Origin of the sequence: Angustibacter sp. McL0619, assembly GCF_049994355.1 — a bacterium.
Classification (GTDB): domain Bacteria; phylum Actinomycetota; class Actinomycetes; order Actinomycetales; family Angustibacteraceae; genus Angustibacter.
This window is the reverse complement of the sequence record NZ_CP188257.1, coordinates 1,813,953-1,834,136: the sequence shown is the minus strand read 5'-3', so window position 1 is coordinate 1,834,136 and position 20,184 is coordinate 1,813,953. Positions and strand designations below refer to the sequence as shown.

19 protein-coding genes are annotated in these 20,184 nt (G+C 70.3%); 4 read left to right on the top strand and 15 right to left on the bottom strand.

The window, feature by feature from the left end; translation table 11 throughout:
• The 10 genes from ACPPVT_RS08485 to ACPPVT_RS08440 all read right to left on the bottom strand — a co-directional run bounded on the left by ACPPVT_RS08485 (position 1) and on the right by ACPPVT_RS08440 (position 10,293).
• Positions 1–228, bottom strand: a complete 228-nt coding sequence (locus tag ACPPVT_RS08485; RefSeq protein WP_426566562.1) for a hypothetical protein — start codon at positions 226–228, stop codon at positions 1–3.
• Positions 229–253: 25 nt separating this feature from the next.
• Positions 254–1,159 carry a carbohydrate ABC transporter permease gene (locus tag ACPPVT_RS08480; protein ID WP_426566561.1) on the bottom strand — a complete coding sequence of 302 codons (906 nt, stop codon included), beginning with the start codon at positions 1,157–1,159 and terminating at the stop codon, positions 254–256.
• A 4-nt stretch (positions 1,160–1,163) separates the two neighbouring features.
• Positions 1,164–2,240: a carbohydrate ABC transporter permease gene (locus tag ACPPVT_RS08475; protein WP_426566560.1), complete on the bottom strand. Its 1,077-nt coding sequence runs from the start codon at positions 2,238–2,240 to the stop codon at positions 1,164–1,166.
• 81 nt (positions 2,241–2,321) lie between these two features.
• Complete coding sequence (locus ACPPVT_RS08470; RefSeq protein ID WP_426566559.1) at positions 2,322–3,605, bottom strand: ABC transporter substrate-binding protein; 1,284 nt, start codon at positions 3,603–3,605, stop codon at positions 2,322–2,324.
• A 191-nt stretch (positions 3,606–3,796) separates the two neighbouring features.
• Positions 3,797–4,240 (bottom strand): hypothetical protein, encoded by a 444-nt coding sequence (locus ACPPVT_RS08465; RefSeq protein ID WP_426566558.1) that lies wholly within the window; start codon positions 4,238–4,240, stop codon positions 3,797–3,799.
• A gap of 10 nt (positions 4,241–4,250) precedes the next feature.
• The gene (gene dapB / locus ACPPVT_RS08460; protein ID WP_426567098.1) at positions 4,251–4,955 is read right to left on the bottom strand and encodes a 4-hydroxy-tetrahydrodipicolinate reductase; all 705 of its coding nucleotides are present in this window, start codon (positions 4,953–4,955) and stop codon (positions 4,251–4,253) included.
• Positions 4,956–5,007: 52 nt separating this feature from the next.
• Positions 5,008–6,330, bottom strand: coding sequence for a M16 family metallopeptidase (locus tag ACPPVT_RS08455; protein ID WP_426567097.1), 1,323 nt, complete (start codon positions 6,328–6,330; stop codon positions 5,008–5,010).
• 47 nt (positions 6,331–6,377) lie between these two features.
• Positions 6,378–8,633, bottom strand: a complete 2,256-nt coding sequence (locus ACPPVT_RS08450) for a polyribonucleotide nucleotidyltransferase (RefSeq protein ID WP_426566557.1) — start codon at positions 8,631–8,633, stop codon at positions 6,378–6,380.
• Between the two features lie 278 nt (positions 8,634–8,911).
• The gene (rpsO, locus tag ACPPVT_RS08445; RefSeq protein ID WP_426566556.1) at positions 8,912–9,181 is read right to left on the bottom strand and encodes a 30S ribosomal protein S15; all 270 of its coding nucleotides are present in this window, start codon (positions 9,179–9,181) and stop codon (positions 8,912–8,914) included.
• 98 nt (positions 9,182–9,279) lie between these two features.
• On the bottom strand, positions 9,280–10,293 hold the full coding sequence (locus ACPPVT_RS08440; protein WP_426566555.1) for a bifunctional riboflavin kinase/FAD synthetase: 1,014 nt from the start codon (positions 10,291–10,293) through the stop codon (positions 9,280–9,282).
• A 131-nt stretch (positions 10,294–10,424) separates the two neighbouring features.
• On the opposite strand from ACPPVT_RS08440, the gene ACPPVT_RS08435 reads away from it, so the two are divergent.
• Positions 10,425–12,170, top strand: a complete 1,746-nt coding sequence (locus ACPPVT_RS08435; protein ID WP_426566554.1) for a S8 family peptidase — start codon at positions 10,425–10,427, stop codon at positions 12,168–12,170.
• A 122-nt stretch (positions 12,171–12,292) separates the two neighbouring features.
• On the opposite strand, the gene ACPPVT_RS08430 is transcribed toward ACPPVT_RS08435, so the two are convergent.
• Positions 12,293–13,273: an N-acetyltransferase family protein gene (locus tag ACPPVT_RS08430; RefSeq protein ID WP_426566553.1), complete on the bottom strand. Its 981-nt coding sequence runs from the start codon at positions 13,271–13,273 to the stop codon at positions 12,293–12,295.
• Between the two features lie 151 nt (positions 13,274–13,424).
• Here ACPPVT_RS08430 and ACPPVT_RS08425 point away from each other — a divergent pair, with 151 nt between their 5' ends.
• A complete protein-coding gene (locus ACPPVT_RS08425) occupies positions 13,425–14,156 on the top strand; it encodes a MerR family transcriptional regulator (RefSeq protein ID WP_426567096.1) in 732 nt (243 codons plus the stop codon).
• 41 nt (positions 14,157–14,197) lie between these two features.
• On the opposite strand, the gene ACPPVT_RS08420 is transcribed toward ACPPVT_RS08425, so the two are convergent.
• Positions 14,198–14,986: a PadR family transcriptional regulator gene (locus ACPPVT_RS08420; RefSeq protein WP_426566552.1), complete on the bottom strand. Its 789-nt coding sequence runs from the start codon at positions 14,984–14,986 to the stop codon at positions 14,198–14,200.
• A 239-nt stretch (positions 14,987–15,225) separates the two neighbouring features.
• On the opposite strand from ACPPVT_RS08420, the gene ACPPVT_RS08415 reads away from it, so the two are divergent.
• Positions 15,226–16,539, top strand: coding sequence for a glycoside hydrolase family 6 protein (locus ACPPVT_RS08415; protein WP_426566551.1), 1,314 nt, complete (start codon positions 15,226–15,228; stop codon positions 16,537–16,539).
• A gap of 10 nt (positions 16,540–16,549) precedes the next feature.
• Here ACPPVT_RS08415 and truB read toward each other — a convergent pair whose 3' ends face one another.
• Positions 16,550–17,497: a tRNA pseudouridine(55) synthase TruB gene (gene truB, locus ACPPVT_RS08410; RefSeq protein WP_426566550.1), complete on the bottom strand. Its 948-nt coding sequence runs from the start codon at positions 17,495–17,497 to the stop codon at positions 16,550–16,552.
• A complete protein-coding gene (locus ACPPVT_RS08405) occupies positions 17,494–18,090 on the bottom strand; it encodes a TetR/AcrR family transcriptional regulator (protein ID WP_426566549.1) in 597 nt (198 codons plus the stop codon). Before ACPPVT_RS08405 ends, truB begins: the two co-directional genes overlap by 4 nt.
• 70 nt (positions 18,091–18,160) lie before the next feature.
• Here ACPPVT_RS08405 and ACPPVT_RS08400 point away from each other — a divergent pair, with 70 nt between their 5' ends.
• Complete coding sequence (locus ACPPVT_RS08400; RefSeq protein ID WP_426566548.1) at positions 18,161–19,624, top strand: MFS transporter; 1,464 nt, start codon at positions 18,161–18,163, stop codon at positions 19,622–19,624.
• A gap of 74 nt (positions 19,625–19,698) precedes the next feature.
• Here the strand turns inward: ACPPVT_RS08400 and rbfA are convergent, their stop codons facing one another.
• On the bottom strand, positions 19,699–20,157 hold the full coding sequence (gene rbfA, locus ACPPVT_RS08395; protein WP_426566547.1) for a 30S ribosome-binding factor RbfA: 459 nt from the start codon (positions 20,155–20,157) through the stop codon (positions 19,699–19,701).
• Between the last annotated feature and the right edge of the window lie 27 nt (positions 20,158–20,184).

Genomic DNA, 20,184 nt, shown 5'->3' with positions numbered 1-20,184 from the left:
CTACACGCCGGTCCTGCGCCGGGCTCGAAGGACGAGGGCCAGCAGCAGGACCAGGACCAGCAGCAGTCCGGCCGACAGTCCAGCTGGGTCGCCGCGGAACTCGAGCACGACGGTCTGGATGAGCGCCATGGCCGCGAAGAAGCCGAGGATGCCCATCAGCATGTCCAGGCGCTGGGCCTTGCCGCGAGGGCTGGTGCCGGTGCCCGAACCTGGATTGAACAGTCGCATGACGTCCGATCTGTTGGATGGCCGGCTAACCCTTGACACCTCCGGCGGTCAGCCCCGAGACGATAGCGCGCTGGAACACCAGAACCATGATGATCAGCGGAACGGTCACGATGGTGCCCGCCGCCATCACTGTGGTGTAGGGCTCCTGGTGCGGTTGGGCGCCGGTGAAGAAGGCGATGGCAACCGTGACGGGCTGGGTCTTGCTCGTGGAGAACTGAGCCGCGAGCAGGAACTCGTTCCATGAGCTGATGAAGCACAGGATCGCGGTGGTGAACAAGCCCGGCGCCGCGAGCGGCAGCATGATCTTGCGGAACGCCTGGCCGGGTTTGCAGCCGTCGATCCGCGCTGATTCCTCGAGGTCCCAAGGCATCTCGCTGAAGAATGCGGTCAGCGTGTACACCGTGAGCGGCAAGGCGAACGAGATGTCGGGGATGATCAGCGCCTGGTAGTTGTAGCCGTTGAGCCAGCCGATCGAGGAGAACAGCTCGAACAGCGGGGACACCAGCGCGACGCCGGGGAACATCGACGCACCGAGGATGAAGCCCAGGACCAGGTACTTGCCCTTGAAGTTCAGCCGAGCGAGCGCGTAGGCCGCGAAGACCCCGACGGTCATGGCGATCGCCGTGGTGAGGACCCCGATGACCACGCTGTTGCCCAGCGCTCGGGTGAAGTGGTTGCCGAGATCGGTGGAGAACGCCGTCCGGTAGTTGTCGAGCGTGACGTGGGTCGGCCAGGGCGTCGTGTCGTAGGTGTAGCCGACGTCCCGGAACGAGGTGACGACCATCCAGTAGAACGGCGCGAGGCCCCAGATGATGATCAGGGTCAGCCCGGCGTAGGAGCGGATGACCGGCCACCGGTTGCTGGGCGCCTTGAACCGCGCGGCGTCGGTGGACGAGCCGGCGGTGGTGCTGGGCAGTGCCTGCGTGGTCATGACATCACTTCCCGTCCATGGTGATCGCGATCTCGCCGAGCTCGGGCTCAGTGGTCTCCTTGCCCGCCTTGCCTGCCTTCGGCGGTCTCTTGACCACGTCCGCGCCACCGAACTTGATGAACAGGAAGGCGGTGAACGCGATGATCAGGAACACGATCGTGGACAGCGCGGACGCACTGTTGAACCCAGCACGGATCTGCTTGATGACCAGGATCGACAGAGTTGTCGTGGCGTGGCCGGAGCCGCCGCCACCACCGGTCAGGATCGCCGGCAGGTCGTAGATGCGCAGCACGTCGAGCGTGCGGAACAGGATCGCGACCATCAAGGGCACCTTGATCATCGGGATCGTCACCATCCGGAAGACCTGGAACTTGGATGCGCCGTCGATCGCCGCCGCCTCGTAGACCTCGCCCGGGATGATCTGCAGACCGGCCAGGATCAGCAACGCCATGAACGGTGTCGTCTTCCAGACGTCGGCGATCACCACCGCCATGCGGGATGGCCAGGTGTCCCCGGTCCACAGGATGTGGGTGTTCAGCAGCTTGTTGGCGATTCCCTCGTAGGCGAAGATGAACAGCCACAGCTTGGCGGTGACAGCGGTGGGGATCGCCCAGGGGATCAGGATCGCCGCGCGAGTCAGGCCGCGACCCTTGAACGTGCGGTTCATGATGATCGCGAACCACAGACCCAGGCCGATCTCGATCGTCACCGTCGCGACCGTGAAGAACAGCGTGACGCCGACAGCGCTGTAGAACTGGGACCCGATCTGCCCGGGGGGGCACGATATCCAGGTCCCGTTTGGTGTCTGGCACTGCTGGAGCAGCCAGTGCCGGTAGTTCGACAGGCCGGCACTGCCGCCTTCCACGAACAGGCCGGTGGCCTTGTCCAGCCCGGCGTCCTTCTGGAAGGACATGATGACCGCTTTGATCAGCGGGTAGACGATCACGACGGTGAGCAGGAGAACCGTCGGCGCCACCAGATACAGGGCGCGCCGGCCGTGGCCGGCGTCGAGGCTCTTCCGCTTCGGTGGCTTCGACCTTCGCGTCCCCGCCGCGGACGTCGACTCGGTGGCAGTGCTCATCTGGGCCTCCTAGCCCGTGTGTGCGACACCAGGGCAGGTGCGGGGCCGTGGCGACCCCGCACCTGCTTCCGTCAGGCAGCGTCAGCTGCTGGCGGCGGTGATGGCGGCCTGCATGTCCTTGATGGCCTGGTCGACCGTCTTGTCACCCTTGATGGCGGCGTAGGCGTTGTCCTGGATCGCCGTGGTCACCGCGGGATAGAACGGCGTGACGGGTCGCGGCACGGCGTTCTCGATGGACGTCTTCAGCACGGGCAGGTACGGCGCCTTGGCGATCAGGTCCGCGTCGTCGTAGATGGCGCCGAGGACCGGTGCCAGCGAGCCCTTCTGCATGAAGAACTTCTGCTGCTCCGGCTGCTCGATGAACTTCACGAAGTCGAACGCCGTCGCCTTGTGCTTGCCGTAGGCACTGATGCCCTCGCTGTGGCCGCCGAGGCTGGACGCCCCCGGGCCGCTCAGGCCGGGCAGCGGAGCCACCCCGAACTTGCCCTTGACCTTCGACGAGCCGTCCGTGCTGGCCAGGCTGTACACGTACGGCCAGTTGCGCAGGAACAGCAGCTTGCCGTCCTCGAAGGACATGCGGCCCTGCTCCTCCTGGTAAGTGATGGCCTGCTTGGGGATGTCGCCGTTCTTGTAGTGGTCGGCGAGGTCCTGCAGGCCCGCAGTCGCCTCCGCGGAGTCGACCGTGGCTGCGCCCTTCGAGTCCACGATCTTGCCGCCAGCGGTGTTCATCGCCTCAGCCGCGTTCACCGTCAGGCCCTCGTACTTGGCGAACTGGCCGGCGTAGCAGTCCATGTTGTTCTTCTTGGCGATGGAGCACATGCCCCACATCTCGCTGAGCGTCTTCGGCGGCGTGGGCACGAGGTCCTTGCGGTAGTAGAGCATCCCGCCGTCACTGGCGAACGGGGCCGCGAAGAGAGTGCCGTTGTAGGTAGCCGCGTCGACGGTCGGCTTCAGGAGCCCGGACGTGTCCAGGGCGAACTTGTCCTTGAGCGGGGTGAGCCAGCCCTTGGCCGCGAACTCGGCCGTCCAGACCACGTCCACCGTGACGATGTCGTAGCTCGGATCCTTGGCTTGCATGTGCTGCACGATGTCGTCGTGCTGCTGGTCCGCGTTGTCGCTCTGCTCCTTGAGCGTCACCTTCTCGTTGGGGTGGGCGGTGTTCCACTTCTCGATCGTGGGCGCCCACACGCCGCTGTTGTCCTTGCCGGTGACGAACGTGATCGGCCCCCGGCTGTCCGTGCCGGACTGCGCGGCACTGTCGGAGCCACTGTCTCCACCTCCACATGCCGTCGCTGCGGCCAGCGACGCCGTGACGGCGACTGCGAACCAGATTCTGCTCCGGCGCTTGCCCATTGGTAGGGCCATCAGGTGCCTCCCTCTCGCAGGGTCAGCCGACGGCCTGGCGCCTCGGCAGTGAAGAACCCCACGACATGTAATAGCGCTTTCATGGACTTCTGGCAAGATTCACGACGCAGACTGACCTGAACCGAGATCACGGCGTTACCCGACCGTCAGCGCCGAGAAGATGCGACCTAAATGCGCTCGTTTCGGGGCGATCAGCGCTGCGCGTGCTCCAACGCGACGGCCCGCCGAGCGGCCGCTCGGGCCCGTCTGCGGTCGCCTGCGGCGTCGTAGGCCAGGGCCAGCCGGTACCAGCCCCTCCAGTCCCGCGGGGCGGCCTCGACGGCGTCCCGGTAGGGACCGAACGCGGCGTCCGCGGCTGCCCGGTCGACGCGTCCGCTGGGCCGGCGCGGCAGGTCGTCCGGCGGCAGTCCGCCCTCGGCGTCCAGCTCACGGCCCAGCTGCTGCGTGGCCAGGCCGAACTGCAGCTCGCGCCAGACCGCCCAGCCGGTGACCAGCGGCATCACCAGGACCGCGATGCCGAGCAGCACCGGTGCGGGTCGGCCGTCGTCGACCAGGAGCACGCCGCGCCAGCCGATGGTGACGGCGTAGAAGGCGAAGGCCAGGACGAGGACCGCGACGGTCAGCTTGGTGCGCACAGCAAGCCGGTCAGCCGAGGTCGAGGACGTTCTCGAGGCCGACGGTCAGCCCGGGGCGACCCGGCACCGCCCGCACCCCGGCCAGCACGCCGGGCATGAAGGACGCGCGGTCGAACGAGTCGTGCCGCAGGGTCAGCTGCTCCCCCACCGCACCGAACAGCACCTCCTGGTGCGCGACCAGCCCGCGCAGCCGCACCGCGTGCACGCGCACGCCGTGCACGTCCGCACCCCGCGCCCCGCTGGGGTCGGACGTCGTCGCGTCAGGCACGGCGCCGAGCCCGGCATCCGTTCGGGCCGCGGCCACCAGCTCGGCGGTTCGGGCGGCCGTCCCGCTCGGCGCGTCGACCTTGTTCGGGTGGTGCAGCTCAACCACCTCGACCGACTCGTAGAACCGGGCAGCCTGCTGCGCGAAGCGCATCATCAGCACCGCGCCGATGGCGAAGTTGGGCGCGACCAGGACGCCGACCGCCGGGTGCCGGCCCAGCGCGGCCCGCACTGAGCCCAGCCGGCGCTCGTCCCAGCCGGTGGTACCGACGACCACGTGCACGTCGCGCTCGATGCATTGCAGCACGTTGGCCAGGCTGGCGTCCGGCACGGAGAACTCCACCACCACGTCGGCGCCGGCCAGGTCGCCCAGCTCGTCGCCGAGGTCGAACCGGCCGGCCAGCTCGAGGTCGTCGGCCGCCTCGACCGCACGGCACACCTCGCTGCCCATCCGGCCCGAGGCACCGATCACACTGACCCGGGTGGCTGTCACAGCGGTCAGCCTAGAGGCCGAACGAGGTGTCCTCGTCGAAGGGTCCGACCACGGCGAGCGAGCGCGGCCGGGCGGCCAGCTCGGCCGCCACCGAACGCACCTGATCGGCGGTGACCGCCTCGATCCGAGCCAGCACGTCGTCCATCGTCAGGTACTCGCCGTAGACCAGCTCGGCCTTGCCCAGCCGGGTCATCCGGGAGCCGGTGTCCTCCATGCCCAGGACCAGGCCACCGCGCATCTGACCGATGCCACGAGTGAGCTCCTCGGCGTCGATGCCCTGCTCGGCGATCCGCTCGAGCTCGTCGCTCATCAGCTGCACGACCTGCTTGGCCTTGGCCGGCGTGCAGCCGGCATACAGGCCGAAGTAGCCCGAGTCCGCGTAGCTCGACGCGAACGAGTACACCGAGTACGCCAGGCCGCGCTTTTCGCGCACCTCCTGGAACAACCGGCTGCTCATGCCGCCGCCGAGCACCGCGTTGAGCACCGACAGCGAGTACCGCCGCTCGTCGGTGGCGGTCAACCCGGTGGTGGCCAGGATCACGTTGGCCTGCTCGGTGGGACGGCGCACCACGACGGTGCTGCCGGCGCCGTGCCCCGCGGTGACCGTTGTGCCGACCCGGCGCGCCGCCGGGTGTGCGGCCGAGCGGACGAGGCCGGTCCGGGCCAGCTCGGCCTCGATCATCCGGCACAGCTGGTCGTGCTCGACGTTGCCGGCGCCGGTGAAGACCAGGGTGTCCGAGGTGTAGTGCTGACGGTAGTGACCGCCGACGTGCGCGGCATCGATCGCCGCGATGGTCTGCGGCGTGCCGCCGATCGGTCGACCCAGGGGGTGGTCGCCCAGGACCGCCTCGGCGATCCGCTCGTGCACGACGTCGGCCGGGTCGTCGTCGTTCATCGCGAGCTCTTCGAGGATGACCCCTCGCTCGGCGTCCACGTCCTGCTCGAGCAGCGTCGCCGAGGTCACCATGTCGGTGATCACGTCCGCGGCCAGCGGGAGGTCGGCGTCCAGCACTCGTGCGTAGTAGCAGGTGTGCTCCTTGCCGGTCACCGCGTTGGCCTCGCCACCGACGGTGTCGAAGGCGACGGCGATGTCCAGCGCGGAACGGCGGGCGGTGCCCTTGAACAGCAGGTGCTCCAGGAAGTGGGTGGCGCCGCGGAAGCCCTCGGCCTCGTCCCGGCTGCCCACTCCGACCCAGCAGCCGAGCGTGACGCTGCGGACACCGGGCACGTGCTCACTGAGCACCCGCACCCCGCCGGGGAGGACCGAGCGACGCACGAGGGCGTCGTCGGCCTCCCCAGCAAGGGTGCTGGTGAGCTCGCCGGTCAACGGCAGCGGAACCGCGCCGACCGGGTGAACGGGCTGCGAGGACAAGGTGTTGCTCAGACCTCGGCCGTGGCCTCGGCTGCTGCCACGTCTGCGGTGCCGCCGTCCTGGCCGGCGTCGTCCGCGAGCACCGCGGCCAGGCTGAGCTTGCCGCGCGGGTCGATCTCCTTGAGCTCGACCTGCACCTTCTGACCCACGGCGAGCACGTCCTCGACGGAGTCGATGCGCTTGCCACCCACGAGCTTGCGGATCTCGGAGATGTGCAGCAGGCCGTCCTTGCCGGGCAGCAGGCTGATGAACGCACCGAACGTCGTGGTCTTGACCACGGTGCCCAGGAAGCGCTCGCCGACCTCCGGCATCTGCGGGTTCGCGATGGCGTTGACCATGTTGCGAGCCGCGTCCGCCGAGGGACCGTCGGTGGCGCCGATGTAGACCGTGCCGTCGTCCTCGATGGAGATCTGGGCGCCGGTCTCGTCCTGGATCTGGTTGATCATCTTGCCCTTCGGCCCGATGACCTCGCCGATCTTGTCGACCGGGACGTGGATCGCGATGACCCGCGGCGCGTACGGCGACATCTCGTCCGGCGCGTCGATGGCCTCGGCCATGACGTCCAGGATGTGCAGGCGCGCGTCGCGGGCCTGGGTCAGCGCGCCGGCCAGCACGGAGGCGGGGATGCCGTCGAGCTTGGTGTCCAGCTGGATCGCGGTGACGAACTCCTTGGTGCCGGCGACCTTGAAGTCCATGTCGCCGAAGGCGTCCTCGGCCCCGAGGATGTCGGTCAGCGCCGCGTAGCGGGTCTCACCGTCGACCTCGTCGCTGACCAGACCCATCGCGATGCCGGCCACCGGAGCCTTCAGCGGCACACCGGCGTTGAGCAGGGCCAGCGTCGAGGCGCAGACCGAGCCCATCGAGGTGGATCCGTTGGAGCTGAGCGCCTCGGACACCTGACGGATCGCGTAGGGGAACTCCTCGCGGCTCGGCAGCACCGGCATGAGCGCGCGCTCGGCGAGAGCGCCGTGCCCGATCTCGCGACGCTTGGGCGAACCCACGCGACCGGTCTCGCCGGTGCTGAACGGCGGGAAGTTGTAGTTGTGCATGTAGCGCTTGCGCGTCTCGGGCGAGAGCGTGTCGAGCTGCTGCTCCATGCGCAGCATGTTCAGCGTGGTGATGCCCAGGATCTGGGTCTCGCCGCGCTCGAACAGCGCCGAGCCGTGCACGCGGGGCACGACCTCGACCTCGGCGGACAACTGGCGGATGTCGCTCAGCCCGCGGCCGTCGATGCGCACGTGGTCGCGCAGGATGCGCTGACGGATCAGCTTCTTCTGCACACTGCGGTAGGCGGCGGACAGCTCCTTCTCGCGGCCCTCGAACTGCTCGGCGAGCTGCTCGGCCATGCCGGCCTTGATCTCGTCCAGGCGGTCCTCGCGCTCGGCCTTGGCGCCGATCTGCAGGGCCTGCTCGAGGTCGGCCGAGGTGGCCTGCTCGACCGCGGTGTACGCGTCGTCCGCGTAGTCCGGGAAGGTTGGGAACTCCAGCGGGGTGTTGGTCGCGCGGGAGGCCAGGTCGGCCTGCGCCCGGACCAGCTCGGCGATGAACGGCTTGGACGCCTCGAGGCCCTGTGCGACGACCTCCTCGGTCGGCGCCTGGGCGTTCTCGCCCTTGATCAGCGGCCAGGCGTTCTCGGTGGCCTCGGCCTCGACCATCATGATCGCGACGTCGGAGCCGTCCGCGGTCTCGACCACGCGACCGGCGACGACCATGTCGAAGACGGCGCGCTCCATCTGGCTGTGGTTCGGGAACGCGACCCACTGGCCGTCGATCAGGGCGACGCGGACGCCGCCGATCGGGCCGCTGAACGGCAGGCCGGACAGCTGGGTCGACATCGACGCGGCGTTGATGGCCAGGACGTCGTACTGGTGGTCGGGGTTGAGCGCCAGGACCGTGATGACGACCTGGACCTCGTTGCGCAGGCCCTTGACGAAGGACGGGCGCAGCGGCCGGTCGATCAGGCGGCAGGTGAGGATGGCGTCGGTGCTCGGCCGGCCCTCACGGCGGAAGAACGAGCCGGGGATCTTGCCCGCGGCGTACATCTTCTCCTCGACGTCGATCGTCAGGGGGAAGAAGTCGAAGTGGTCCTTGGGGTGCTTGCCGGCCGTGGTGGCCGCGAGCAGCATCGTGTCGTCGTCCAGGTAGGCGACGGCGGAACCGGCGGCCTGCTTGGCCAGTCGTCCGGTCTCGAACCGGATGGTGCGGGTGCCGTGGCTGCCGTTGTCGAGCACGGCCTCGGCGAACTGGGTGTCGGGACCCTCCATGTCGGGGTCACTCTCCGTTTCATCTCATCAGTCATCGTCTGCAGGACGCCCGACACGGGCGCCCTGTCGTACCGACGGCGTGAGCGGCGCGTGGTCCCGGTCTTCGATCGAGGCCCACGGCCCGCGTCGTCCGACGCCGTCCGGGAGCCACTACCGAGGACCGGCGCTCCGTACGGCCGTCGTCTCGCAGTGGTGCTGTTCAGTTGTGGGCAGTGCTCTCGTCGGGCAGGCGCCCGACATGGAAACGCCGCGGCCCCGAAGGGACCGCGGCGGATGCGCTAGCGGCGCAGGCCCAGGCGCTCGATCAGTGAGCGGTACCGGGCGATGTCCTTGTCGCGCAGGTAGCCGAGCAGCCGGCGACGCTGGCCCACGAGGAGGAGCAGACCACGACGGCTGTGGTGGTCGTGCTTGTGCTCCTTGAGGTGCTCGGTGAGGTCCTTGATGCGCTGGGTGAGCATCGCGACCTGGACCTCGGGCGAACCGGTGTCGCCCTCGTGCGTCGCGTACTCGGACATGATCTGGCTCTTGACGGCGGCGTCGAGGGGCACTGACGGTTCTCCTGGTTTCGGTCGTTGCGCGGTGCACCGGGGCTTGTCCACCCGGGCTCTATGGGTCCGCGGCCGTTCTGACGGCAGTGCCCAGGGTATCAGTCCGTCGACGGGTGCTCGTCCACCACCAAGGTCGGCCCATAGGAACGGGGAACGACCCCTTGGCCGAGCACCTCACGGCACTCCTGCACGTCCAGGCGCATCTGGGCGACGAGCCGGTCCACGTCCTCGAACCGCAGCGTCGGCCGCAGCCGCTGCACCAGCTCCAGGCCGATCCGCTCGCCGTACAGATCCAGGTCGGTGCGGTCCAGCACGTACGCCTCGACGCGGCGCTGGGTGCCGTCGAACGTGGGGTTCGTTCCGATCGAGACCGCGGCCGGCAGCACCCGTTGCTCGGTCTCGTCCAGCTCTGGGCGCAGCAGCCACCCGGCGTAGACACCGTCGGCCGGCACCATGCCCTCGCTGTCCGGGCCGAGGTTGGCCGTGGGGAACCCGAGCTCGCGGCCGCGATGGTCGCCGTGCACCACCGTGCCGGTGACCCGGTGTGGGCGACCGAGCGCCCGCGCCGCCTCGTCGACGTCACCGGCCGCCAATGCCTCGCGCACACCGGTCGAGGACCACCGGTCGGGCGACGCCTGCGGGGTCAGGTCGGCCAACACCTCCACCTCGAAGCCGAGCTGGACGCCGAGCTCGCGCAGCGTCTGCACGTCGCCGGAGTTGCGGTGGCCGAAGCGGGTGTCCGCGCCCACCACGACCACCGCGGTGTGCAGTCGGTCCACCAGCACCTCACGCACGAAGTGCTCCGGCGACCACTGGGCGACCTCGGGGGTGAAGCGCATCACGAGCGTGGCGTCCAACCCGACCGCGGCCATCAGGTCCAGCCGCTGGTCCAGGCTGGTCACCAGCTGCGGCGCCCGGTCCGGGAACAGCACGGCCATCGGATGCGGGTGGAAGGTGATCGCCACGGCCAGGGCCCGCTTGGCCCGGGCCAGCTCGGTCACCCTGCCCAGGACGGCCCGGTGCCCGGCGTGCACGCCGTCGAAGTTGCCGAGCGTGACCACCGTTGCCCCGAGGTCGGTCGGGACGTCGTCCAGGTCGTTCCAGCGCTCCACGGCGGACAGCGTACGGGTCGGTAGCCGGCCCGGCGTGCGCGGTCGGTCGGCACGACATCTTCCGCCGAACCGGCCCGGGTCCTACATTCGGGCACGGCTGGTTCCTTCCCACTCACCCCAGGGAGCGCAACATGCGCCGATCCGCTGTCGTCACCCTCCTTTCCGTCCTGGTCGTCGGGGCTGCTACCGCAATCGCACCCGGCGCCGCCGGAGCGACCCCCACCGCCACCAGGAGCGCCGAAGCGCGGGCCCAGGCCAGCGGCGCCAAGCAGTACGTCGTCCTCTACAAGAGCGCAGGCGGTTCGGCCGCTGGACGGGCCGCCATCGTCGCGGCCGGCGGCTCGGTCGTCTCCGAGAACACCGAGGTCGGCTACGCCATCGTGCGCAGCGACCGCACCTCGTTCTCCACCGATGTGTCCAGGTCCACTGCGGTCGAAGGGGCCGCAGCAGACCGGGTGATCGGCTACGCACCCAAGGAGCAGCGGGCACAGTCGTTGCGCCGCAACGACATCGAGCGACTGACCGCCGATCGCGCAGCGCGCGCGAAAGCAGGGAAGGTTGCGGCCGGCCAGGCGGATGCAGCTGCTGTCCCGGTCGACGAGCCGCTGGCCAACCGGCAGTGGGACATGCGCCAGATCGGCGCGACGCCAGGCGGTTCGTACGGCGTGCAGCCGGGTAAGCCGACCGTGCGCGTGGGGATCATCGACACCGGCATCGACGGCACCCACCCCGACATCGCCGCCAACTTCGACGCGGCCGACTCGCACAACTTCGTCACCGACCTGCCGGTCATCGACGGGCCGTGCGAGTACCCGTCCTGCATCGACCCGGTGGATCACGACGACGACGGGCACGGCACGCACGTTGCCAGCACCGTCGCATCGCCGATCAACGGTCTGGGCACTGCCGGTGTCGCGCCGGGCGTGACCCTGGTCAACCTGCGGGCCGGCCAGGACTCGGGCTTCTTCTTCCTGGCTCCCACCCTGCAGGCGATCAGCTACGCCGGCGACATCGGCGTGGACGTGATCAACATGAGCTTCTTCACCGACCCGTGGCTGTACAACTGCGTGAGCAACCCAGCGGACTCCCCCGCTGAGCAGAGCGAGCAGCGGGTGATCCGCGAGACCACCCAGCGGGCGCTCAACTACGCGCGCAGACACGGCGTGCTGCCCGTTGCCGCACTGGGCAACGAGTTCACCGACCTGGGCGACCCGACGGTGGACACCACCAGCCCGGACTACCCGGAGGGAACCGCCAAGGTCCGCACCGTCGACAACTCGTGCATCACGGTGCCGACGGAGAGCAAGGGCGTCGTGTCGGTGAGCTCGACCGGCCCGTCGACGAGGATGTCGTACTTCTCCAACTACGGGACCGAGCAGAACGACGTGGCGGCACCGGGCGGCGACGCCTACGACTCACCGGACGAGACCCTCGACCCGAGGAACCTGGTGCTGGCCGCGTACCCGAAGAACGTGGCTGAGGCGAACGGTGACCTCAACCCGGACGGCACCCCGAACAACGACTTCGTGGTCCGTGACTGCCTGGCCAGCACCTGCGCGTACTACCAGTACCTGCAGGGAACGTCGATGGCCAGCCCGCACGCCGTCGGGGTGGCAGCACTGATCGTCAGCCAGTACGGCCACTCGGACGCCGCGCACGGCGGCCTGACCCTCGCCCCCGCAACGACCGAGAGGATCCTGAAGCGCACCGCTGTCGACCACGCCTGCCCGCAGCCGCGCGCCTTCACCTGGGTCCGGCACCGCCCGGACGGCTCGGTCGCCACGGCCACGGCAACCTGCACCGGACCGACGTCCAAGAACGGCTTCTACGGCAACGGCATCGTGAACGCGTACGCCGCTGTCACCGGTAGCCACTGAGTGGTCGCCGGCTGATCGCCGTCCTGCACGGATGAGGTACGCGAGGTGGGGGTGATCACCCCCACCTCGCGGATCTCACGGCGTCTGCGTGCCGGCGTGCGACCACGGTTGGGAGCTGATGCTCAATGACCGATGAGGCGGTGCAGCCGCAGGAAGGTCGGCTCGAAGCCCAGCCGCGGCCAGGTCCGTGACGACAGCAGGTTCGTCGCGCGCCAGTCGGCCGCGACGCTCCGGTAGCCGGACTGCGCCGCCCAGTCGATCACGGCCTCACCGAGGGCCCGCCCGAGTCGACGCCCGCGCGCGGCCGGCAGGACGGCCGCGAAGCCGAGAAAGCCTGCGTGGTCGGCCAGCACCGGTCCGCGGTGCAGACCGGACAGCTCGAGCGCGCAGGCCATCGCGGAGCCCAGCACCTCGCCGTCCACGTCCGCCACAAGGGTGGTGAACCGGTCGTCGTCGAACTCCTCCTCCCACTCCTCGCGAGCCTCCTCGAGGGTGGGCAGGTGGCCCGCCGCGAAGACCGGCGACCTGCCCTGGTGCAGCGGCAGCGCGCGGTCCAAGGCTGCCAGCGCGGGGATGTCGTCACGGGTTGCCGGTCGGATCGTGCCGGCACCAGCCCAGGGCTCGCAACGCGCCGGCTCCCGGATCCCGTGCACGTGCTGGAGCCCGAAGCCGAGCCGGAAGAAGCCGTCCACCAGCTCGGGGCTGCTGGCCGGGACCAGCACGTAGTGCGCCACTCGGCCGGCGTCCACCCAGTCCTGCGCCGCGACGGTGTAGAGGTCTCGCAGCAGCTCGGCGTCCGGCGCGGCCACCCAGCCGGACTCCATCCACACGCTCGGCCCCCACGGCGGTCCGTCCCCGGTACGCCCGATCAGGTAGCCGACCGGCCGTCCGTCCCGGAGGCCGACCGCCCCAGCGGTCTGCTCGTCCGCCAGCTGGGCACGCAGGTGCTGGGTGGCGTGGGTGGCGTCCTCGTAGGCGGGATCGAGCAGCGGGGAGGCGATCCGGTGCGCTCGGTGCCGGTCGGCGAGCAGCGCGCCAAGCGCCGCGACCAGGTCCGCGTCCTGGGCGTCGTCCGGGCCGATCCGCCGGATCGTGGTGGTCATCGCGGAACCGTAACGGCAGCGGTGTCAAGGACGCACCGGATTTCGGGCTTGACCCTCACGCGACGTCAGGCGGCACCGTGGTACCCGTCAGCGAGAGGAGCGGACGGTGCTGGACGACGCAGACGGGTACGCCGTCGGTGCTGTGGCGTCGATGGCCGGGGTGAGCATCCGCACCCTGCACCACTACGACCAGATCGGGCTGCTGCGACCGAGCGGACGGACCGACGCCGGATACCGGCTGTACGGCGACGCCGACCTCGAACGGCTGCGGGACGTGCTCGCCTACCGCGAGCTCGGCTTCAGCCTGGAGCAGGTCGCGGAGCTGCTGGACGACCCGCGGGCGAACACCGCGGCGCACCTTCGCGAGCAGCATTGCCTGGTGCGCAACAAGATCGGGCGGCTGCAGGACGTGCTGGCACACCTGGAGAAGATGATGGAGGCAGAGCAGATGGGCATCAACCTCACCCCGCAGGAGCAGCTCGAGGTGTTCGGCGATGGCTGGCACGGCGAGGAGCTCGACGCCGAGGCCGGGCAGCGCTGGGGCCAGACCGAGGCCTGGGGGCAGAGCAAGCGCCGCACCGCGGCGTACACCAAGCAGGACTGGGTCGAGATCCAGGCCGCCACCCAGGCACTGGAGGCCGAGCTGGCGGACGCGCTGCATGAAGGAGTGCCGGCCGGCGACCCGCGGGCGATGGACCTGGCCGAGCGACACCGCCTGGGGATCGAGCGGTTCTACGACTGCCCGTCCCAGATGCACCGCGGGCTAGCCGACATGTACCTGGCGGACCCGCGCTTCACCCAGCACTACGAGGACGTCGCACCCGGTCTGGCGCAGTACCTGCATGACGCCGTCCACGCGAACGCCGACCGCCGCGAGGGGTGATCCCCCGCGACGGCCGGCGTGCGGCGGCCCGACCGGTCTGGTCAGGCATCGTCCTTCGGACGGTCGGCGGACGGCGCCGGCTCGTCGGCCAGGATCCGGTACAGCGAGCGGCGAGCGTCGGCCAGCACGCTGCCGGCCTTCGCGACCTGGGCCTGCGTCCCGACGTGGGCGACCTGCCTGGCTGCGCCCATCAGGGCACCGATCTCCTGCATCAGGTCGCGGGCCTGGGTGCTTACGCCGCCGCTGACGTCGTCCCAGGGCGAACCGAGCTCGTCCTTGTGCTCCTCGACGAACGTCCGGCCGGACTCGGTCAGGCTGGCGGTCTTGCGACCGTCGACCCGCTCGAAGGTGACCAGGCCCTCGTCCTCGAGCTGGGACAGCGCCGGGTAGACCGAGCCGGGGCTCGGCGTCCAGACGCCGCCGCTGCGCTCGGTGATCTGCTGGATCAGCTGGTAGCCGTGCATCGGCTCCTCCGCCAGCAGGGTCAAGATCGCGGCGCGGACGTCGCCGCGGCCGCCCCGGCCACCGCGCCGGCCGCGACCGCGAGGACGCGGGCCGCCGGGGCCGAAGCCGCCTGGGCCGAAGCCCGGGCCGAATCCGCCGGGGCCGGGACCGAACCCGCCTGGGCCGTAGCCCTGGCCGCCGCGCCCACGCGGGCCGCGGCGGCGACCCTCACGACCGCTGTCCAGCTCATCGTCCCCACTCATCCGCCAGTCGGGGCGACGCTCGAAACGCCGCCCGGGGTGCCGGTGCTCGTGTCCGTGTCCGTGCTCGTGCTCGTGCTGCTGCTGCCGGCCGCGCGGGCCGGGCTGGGTCTGTGTGTCTGTCATGTCGTGCTCCTTGCTGCCTCGTCGGGCGGTTCGAACGCTCCGAACCTCTCAGCCGACTTAATGGCGATGGGTTGACGATATATCGACAGTGCATCGATGTCAAGCGGACTGACCTCGAAAGTCATCAGACCGGGGCAAACCGTTGACAGCCCGGCGTCGCGGCGGGAAGGTACGTGGCGTGGGAGCGCTCTCACACGCTGCGGGCCGACCCCACTCCTCATCCAGGCCGTAGGAGAGACATGTCCCGCACCGCGTTCCGCGCAGCCGTCGTCCTCACCGCCGCAATCTGCGTCCTCGCACTCAGCGCACCTGATGCTGCTGGGGCGGCTCGCCCGTCGTCCGGCACCGGTCCTGCCGTCAGCCGGTTCTACACGCCTCCCCCGCCGCCCGGGTCGCTGGCGCAGATCTGGGCGCTGGCACACTCGGGTCGGTTGCGCGACGCCGCCCTGGTGCTGCGCGAGGTCACCACGCCCCAAGCAGTGTGGTTCACCAAGGGCACGCCCGCACAGGTCCGCGGCGAGGTGCGCAGGACGGTGCGGGCCGCACGGCTCCAACGCGCCGTCGCGACGCTGGTCGCCTACGACCTGCCGTACCGGGACTGCGGGCAGTACTCGGCCGGAGGGGCCGCCGGTACCTCCGCGTACGCCGCGTGGATCGACGCGTTCGCGGCCGGGATCGGCGACCAGCGTGCGGTCGTGGTGCTCGAGCCGGACGGGCTGGGCCTGATCCCGAACTACGTGTCCGCGCTGGACGGGTCGTCGAACTGCACCCTGGCGTCGCCGCCGGGCGTCCCGGCCGACGGCGCACCCACCCCCGAGAACCGGTTCACCCAGCTGAACCATGCGGTGGACGCCCTCACGGCCCACCCGAACGTGTCCGTCTACCTGGACGCCACGCACACCGCGTGGCAGAACGTCGGCGAGTCCGCCGACCGGCTGGTCAAGGCCGGCGTGCAGCGCGCCGCCGGCTTCTTCGTCAACGCCTCGAACTACCAGTTCACCCCGAACCTGGCGCAGTACGGCGACTGGGTCTCCAAGTGCCTGGCCTATGCGACCACGATCAACCCCGGTGACTACAACGGCTGCCCGAACCAGTACTGGAACGGAGGCCCGAGCAACGGCTGGACCGGCGTGGCGCTGAACAACTACGGCATCTGGAGCGACACCGCCACCACGGCCGACCTGAACACGCTCGGCGTCAACGAGCGCTACGACTCGATGCTCGGGGCGACCGTGCCCACCGCGCACTTCGTGGTCGACACCAGCCGCAACGGCCAGGGGCCGTGGAAGCCGCCGTCCGGTGCGTACCCGGACGCCCAGGACTGGTGCAACCCGCCGGGGCGCGGGCTCGGCGAGCGACCCACGGCCAACACCGGCGACCTGCTGATGGACGCGAAGCTCTGGATCAAGACCCCCGGCCAGTCCGACGGCCAGTGCAACCGCGGTGTCGCCGGGGCGACCACCGACCCGGAGTGGGGCGGCATCACGGATCCGGCGGCCGGGGCGTGGTTCCCGCAACAGGCGCTGCAGCTGGCCCAGCTGTCCAGCCGCTGAACCGGCGAGACTACTCGGACGGCGGGACGACGAGCACCGAGCGCGCGCTGTCGTCGCGGTCCTCCAGCAGAGCGACGAGGTCGCCACCCGGACCGATGCCTGCGACCGGCTGCCCCGGCGAGCCGTCGTGGGCGCCGGTGGGCGGCACCCGTTGGCCGTAGCGCAGAGCACGGACCTCGTCCGCCGTCAGGTCTCGGCAGGCGAACGCCGCCCGTGCCGCGTCGGCCAGCGACAGCACGGTCAGCGGCTGCTCGGACTCCAGCTGGTCGAGGGTGCGGGCGCCGGCAAGCGCGTACGGACCGACCCGGGTGCGGCGCAGCGCCGTCAGGTGTCCACCGACCCCGAGCGCGTCGCCGAGGTCACGGGCCAGGGCTCGTACGTAGGTCCCGGACGAGACATCCACCTCGACGTCCAGGTCGAGCACGCCGCGTTCCTGGTCCGTCCTGGTGCGGGAGCCCAGCACGTCGAACCGGTGAACGGTCACCGCACGCGCGGCGAGCTCGACCTGCTCCCCGGCCCGAACCCGTGCGTACGAACGCTGGCCGGCGACCTTGATCGCGCTCACCGAGCTGGGCACCTGCTCGATCGCGCCGGTCAGCTCTGTGACCGCGGCCCCGACCTGGTCGGCCGCCAGCCGGGCGGCGTCGCGCCGCTGCGTGACCTCCCCCTGCGCGTCGTCGGTCACCGTGCTGACCCCGAGCCGGATGGTGGCGGTGTAGGTCTTGTCCGCGCCGACGAGGTAGGTCAGCAGCCGGGTGGCGCGGCCGACGCCGATCACCAGGACCCCGGTGGCCATCGGGTCCAGCGTGCCCGCGTGGCCGACCTTGCGGGTGCCTGCGAGCCGGCGCATCCGCGCGACGACGTCGTGGCTCGTCCAGTCCGTCGGCTTGTCGACGATGACCAGGCCGTCGGGTGCCGTCGGCCTGCGCTCCGAGCCGGGCGGGGTCGGCGAGCTCACGCGCCGGCGGAGATCGCGGCGACGGCAGTCATCGCCTCGCCGAAGGTGCACTTGGTCAGCGCGTCCAGGTCGGCGTCCTCGCCCAGGTGCAGCGGTGCGCCACTGGCCATCAGCACGTTGATCAGCATGCCGTGGGCGACGAACACGCGAGCCTCCTCCTCGGTGGCGCCGGTCCGCTCGCGGTGCAGCCGAAACGCCTCGGCCAGCGTGGAGCGGGCGATCTGCCCGACCTTCGGGTCGGCTCCGGCGATGAAGCCGTGCATCATCACGAGCAGCAGGTCGTGGTCGGCGAGCAGCCGCACGTAGGCCTCGCCCATCTCGTGCTTGGCGTCCGGTCCGGCGGGCACCGCGGCGAGGGCGTCGACCACCCGCTGGCTGGCGTGCTCGTAGACCTGGGCGAACAGCTCCTGCTTGGAGCCGAAGAGCCGGACGACGTACGGCTGGGACACACCGGCGGCACGAGCCACCTGGTCGGTGCTCGTACCGGCGTAGCCGCCGGCCGCGAACGCGCCCAGTGCGGCCTTGAGGATCTGGTCCCGGCGCTGCTCGCCGGACATCCGTCGAGGTGCGGTCGAGATCTCCGTTGAGTTCATGGTTGACATGTTATCAGTCGATGCCTACTGTCGTCACTTAGTAATCAATCAATGCTTACAAGGAGTTCCGATGACATCCGACACTCTGGGGCAGCCCAGGACGTCCTCCGGCTCGACCCGACGCGTACCGCTCGCCCTCGCTCTGCTCGCGGCGTCCCTGCCGATGTTCATGGCGACCCTCGACAACCTGGTGATGACCAACGCGCTGCCGGTCATCCGAACCGACCTCGGCGCCTCCGTCGAGCAGCTGCAGTGGTTCGTGAACGCGTACACGCTGAGCTTCGCGACCCTGATGCTCGGCGCCTCCACCCTCGGCGACCGGCTCGGCCGGCGCCGGGTCTTCGTCGGCGGCATCACCATCTTCGCGCTGGCCTCGATCGGCTCGGCCATGGCCAGCACGCCGGCGCAGCTGGTCGCGGCACGCGCGCTGCAGGGAGTGGGCGGCGCGGCGATCCTGCCGCTGTCGTTGACCCTGCTGGCCGCCGCGGTCCCGCCGGCCAAGCGAGCGATGGCGATCGGCGTCTGGGGCGGCGTGGCCGGCCTGGGCGTCGCCCTCGGCCCACTGATCGGCGGCGCGGTCGTGGACGGCGTGTCCTGGCAGGCCATCTTCTGGATCAACGTGCCGATCGCGATCTTCGCCGTGCCGTTCATCCTGCGCACGCTGCCCGAGTCCTATGGCCGCCGCGAGCCGCTGGACGTCGCCGGGCTAGCGCTGGTCGGTGCCGGCGTCTTCATCGGAGTCTGGGGCATCACCCGGGGCAACATCGACGGTTGGACGTCGAGCCGCGTGGTCACCGCGCTGGTCGCCTCGGTGCTGCTGCTGATCGGGTTCGTGATCCGCGAGTCGCGGGCGTCGCACCCGGTGGTGCCGCTGCGGCTGTTCCGCTCGCGCAGCTTCTCCATCGCGAACATCGCCGGCTTCGCGTTCTCGCTGGGCATGTTCGGCTCGGTGTTCCTGCTCGCCCAGTACCTGCAGGTCGTCGACGGCTACACCCCGCTGCAGGCCGGAGTGCGCACCCTGCCCTGGACGGCGGCGCCCATGGTGGTGGCGCCCATCGCGGGCCTGCTCGCACCGCGGGTCGGCGTTCGGGCACTGCTGTCGGTGGGCCTGACCCTGCAGTCGGCGGCGCTGGCCTGGCTGGCGCTGGTGATCCAGCCCGGCACGGCCTACCTCGAGCTGGTGCCGGGCTTCATGCTGGCCGGCATCGGCATGGGCCTGACGTTCGCGCCGAGCTCCACCGCGGTGCTCGCCGACATGGCGGACGACGACCACGGCACGGCGAGCTCGACCAACGCCACCATCCGGGAGATCGGTGTCGCCCTCGGCGTGGCGGTCCTGGTCGCGGTCTTCGAGGGCGCCGGCGGAACGATCAGCCCCGAGGGCTACGCCGACGGGCTGAAGCCGGCGATCCTCACCGGTGCGGCCGTGGTAGCGGTGGGCGCCGTCGCATCGCGCTGGCTCCCCCGCCGGCAGCCGCGGACGTCGTCCGAGCCAGAGCCCCTGCTGCTGGCCGAGGCGGCACCGGTCAGCTGATGGCCGAAGCCCCGGAACGCCTGAGTGGATAGCCGCAGCCGCGGCTATCCACTCAGGCGTTCGGGGGGTTCGGGTCAGTCGCGCTGCTCGTCTGCGGCGTCGTCCTCGCCGTCATCGTGAGGCTTCTTGTACGGATCGGCTTCGCCGGCGAAGATCTTGCCGCTGGCCTGCGCGGCGACCTCCGCGTCGTGCGCCGCGGCCTGGCGCAGCAGGTCGTCGATGTGCGCGGCGTTCTCCGGCATCGCGTCCGCGATGAACTCGATGCTGGGGGTCAGGCGCAGGCCGGTGCCGGCGCCGACCTCGCGCCGGATCACGCCCTTGGCGCTCTCCAGTGCCGCCGCCGACCCGGCACGCTCCTCTTCTGAGCCGAACACCGTGTAGAAGATCGACGCGTGCTGCAGGTCACCGGTGACCCGCACGTCGGTCACCGTGACGAAACCGAGCCGCGGGTCCTTGACCCGCCGCTCGATCGTCTCGGCGACGATGACCTTGATCCGGTCGGCGATCTTGCGGGCGCGGGGGTGGTCGGTCATCTCGTCGTCCTCGTGGGCCTGTCACGG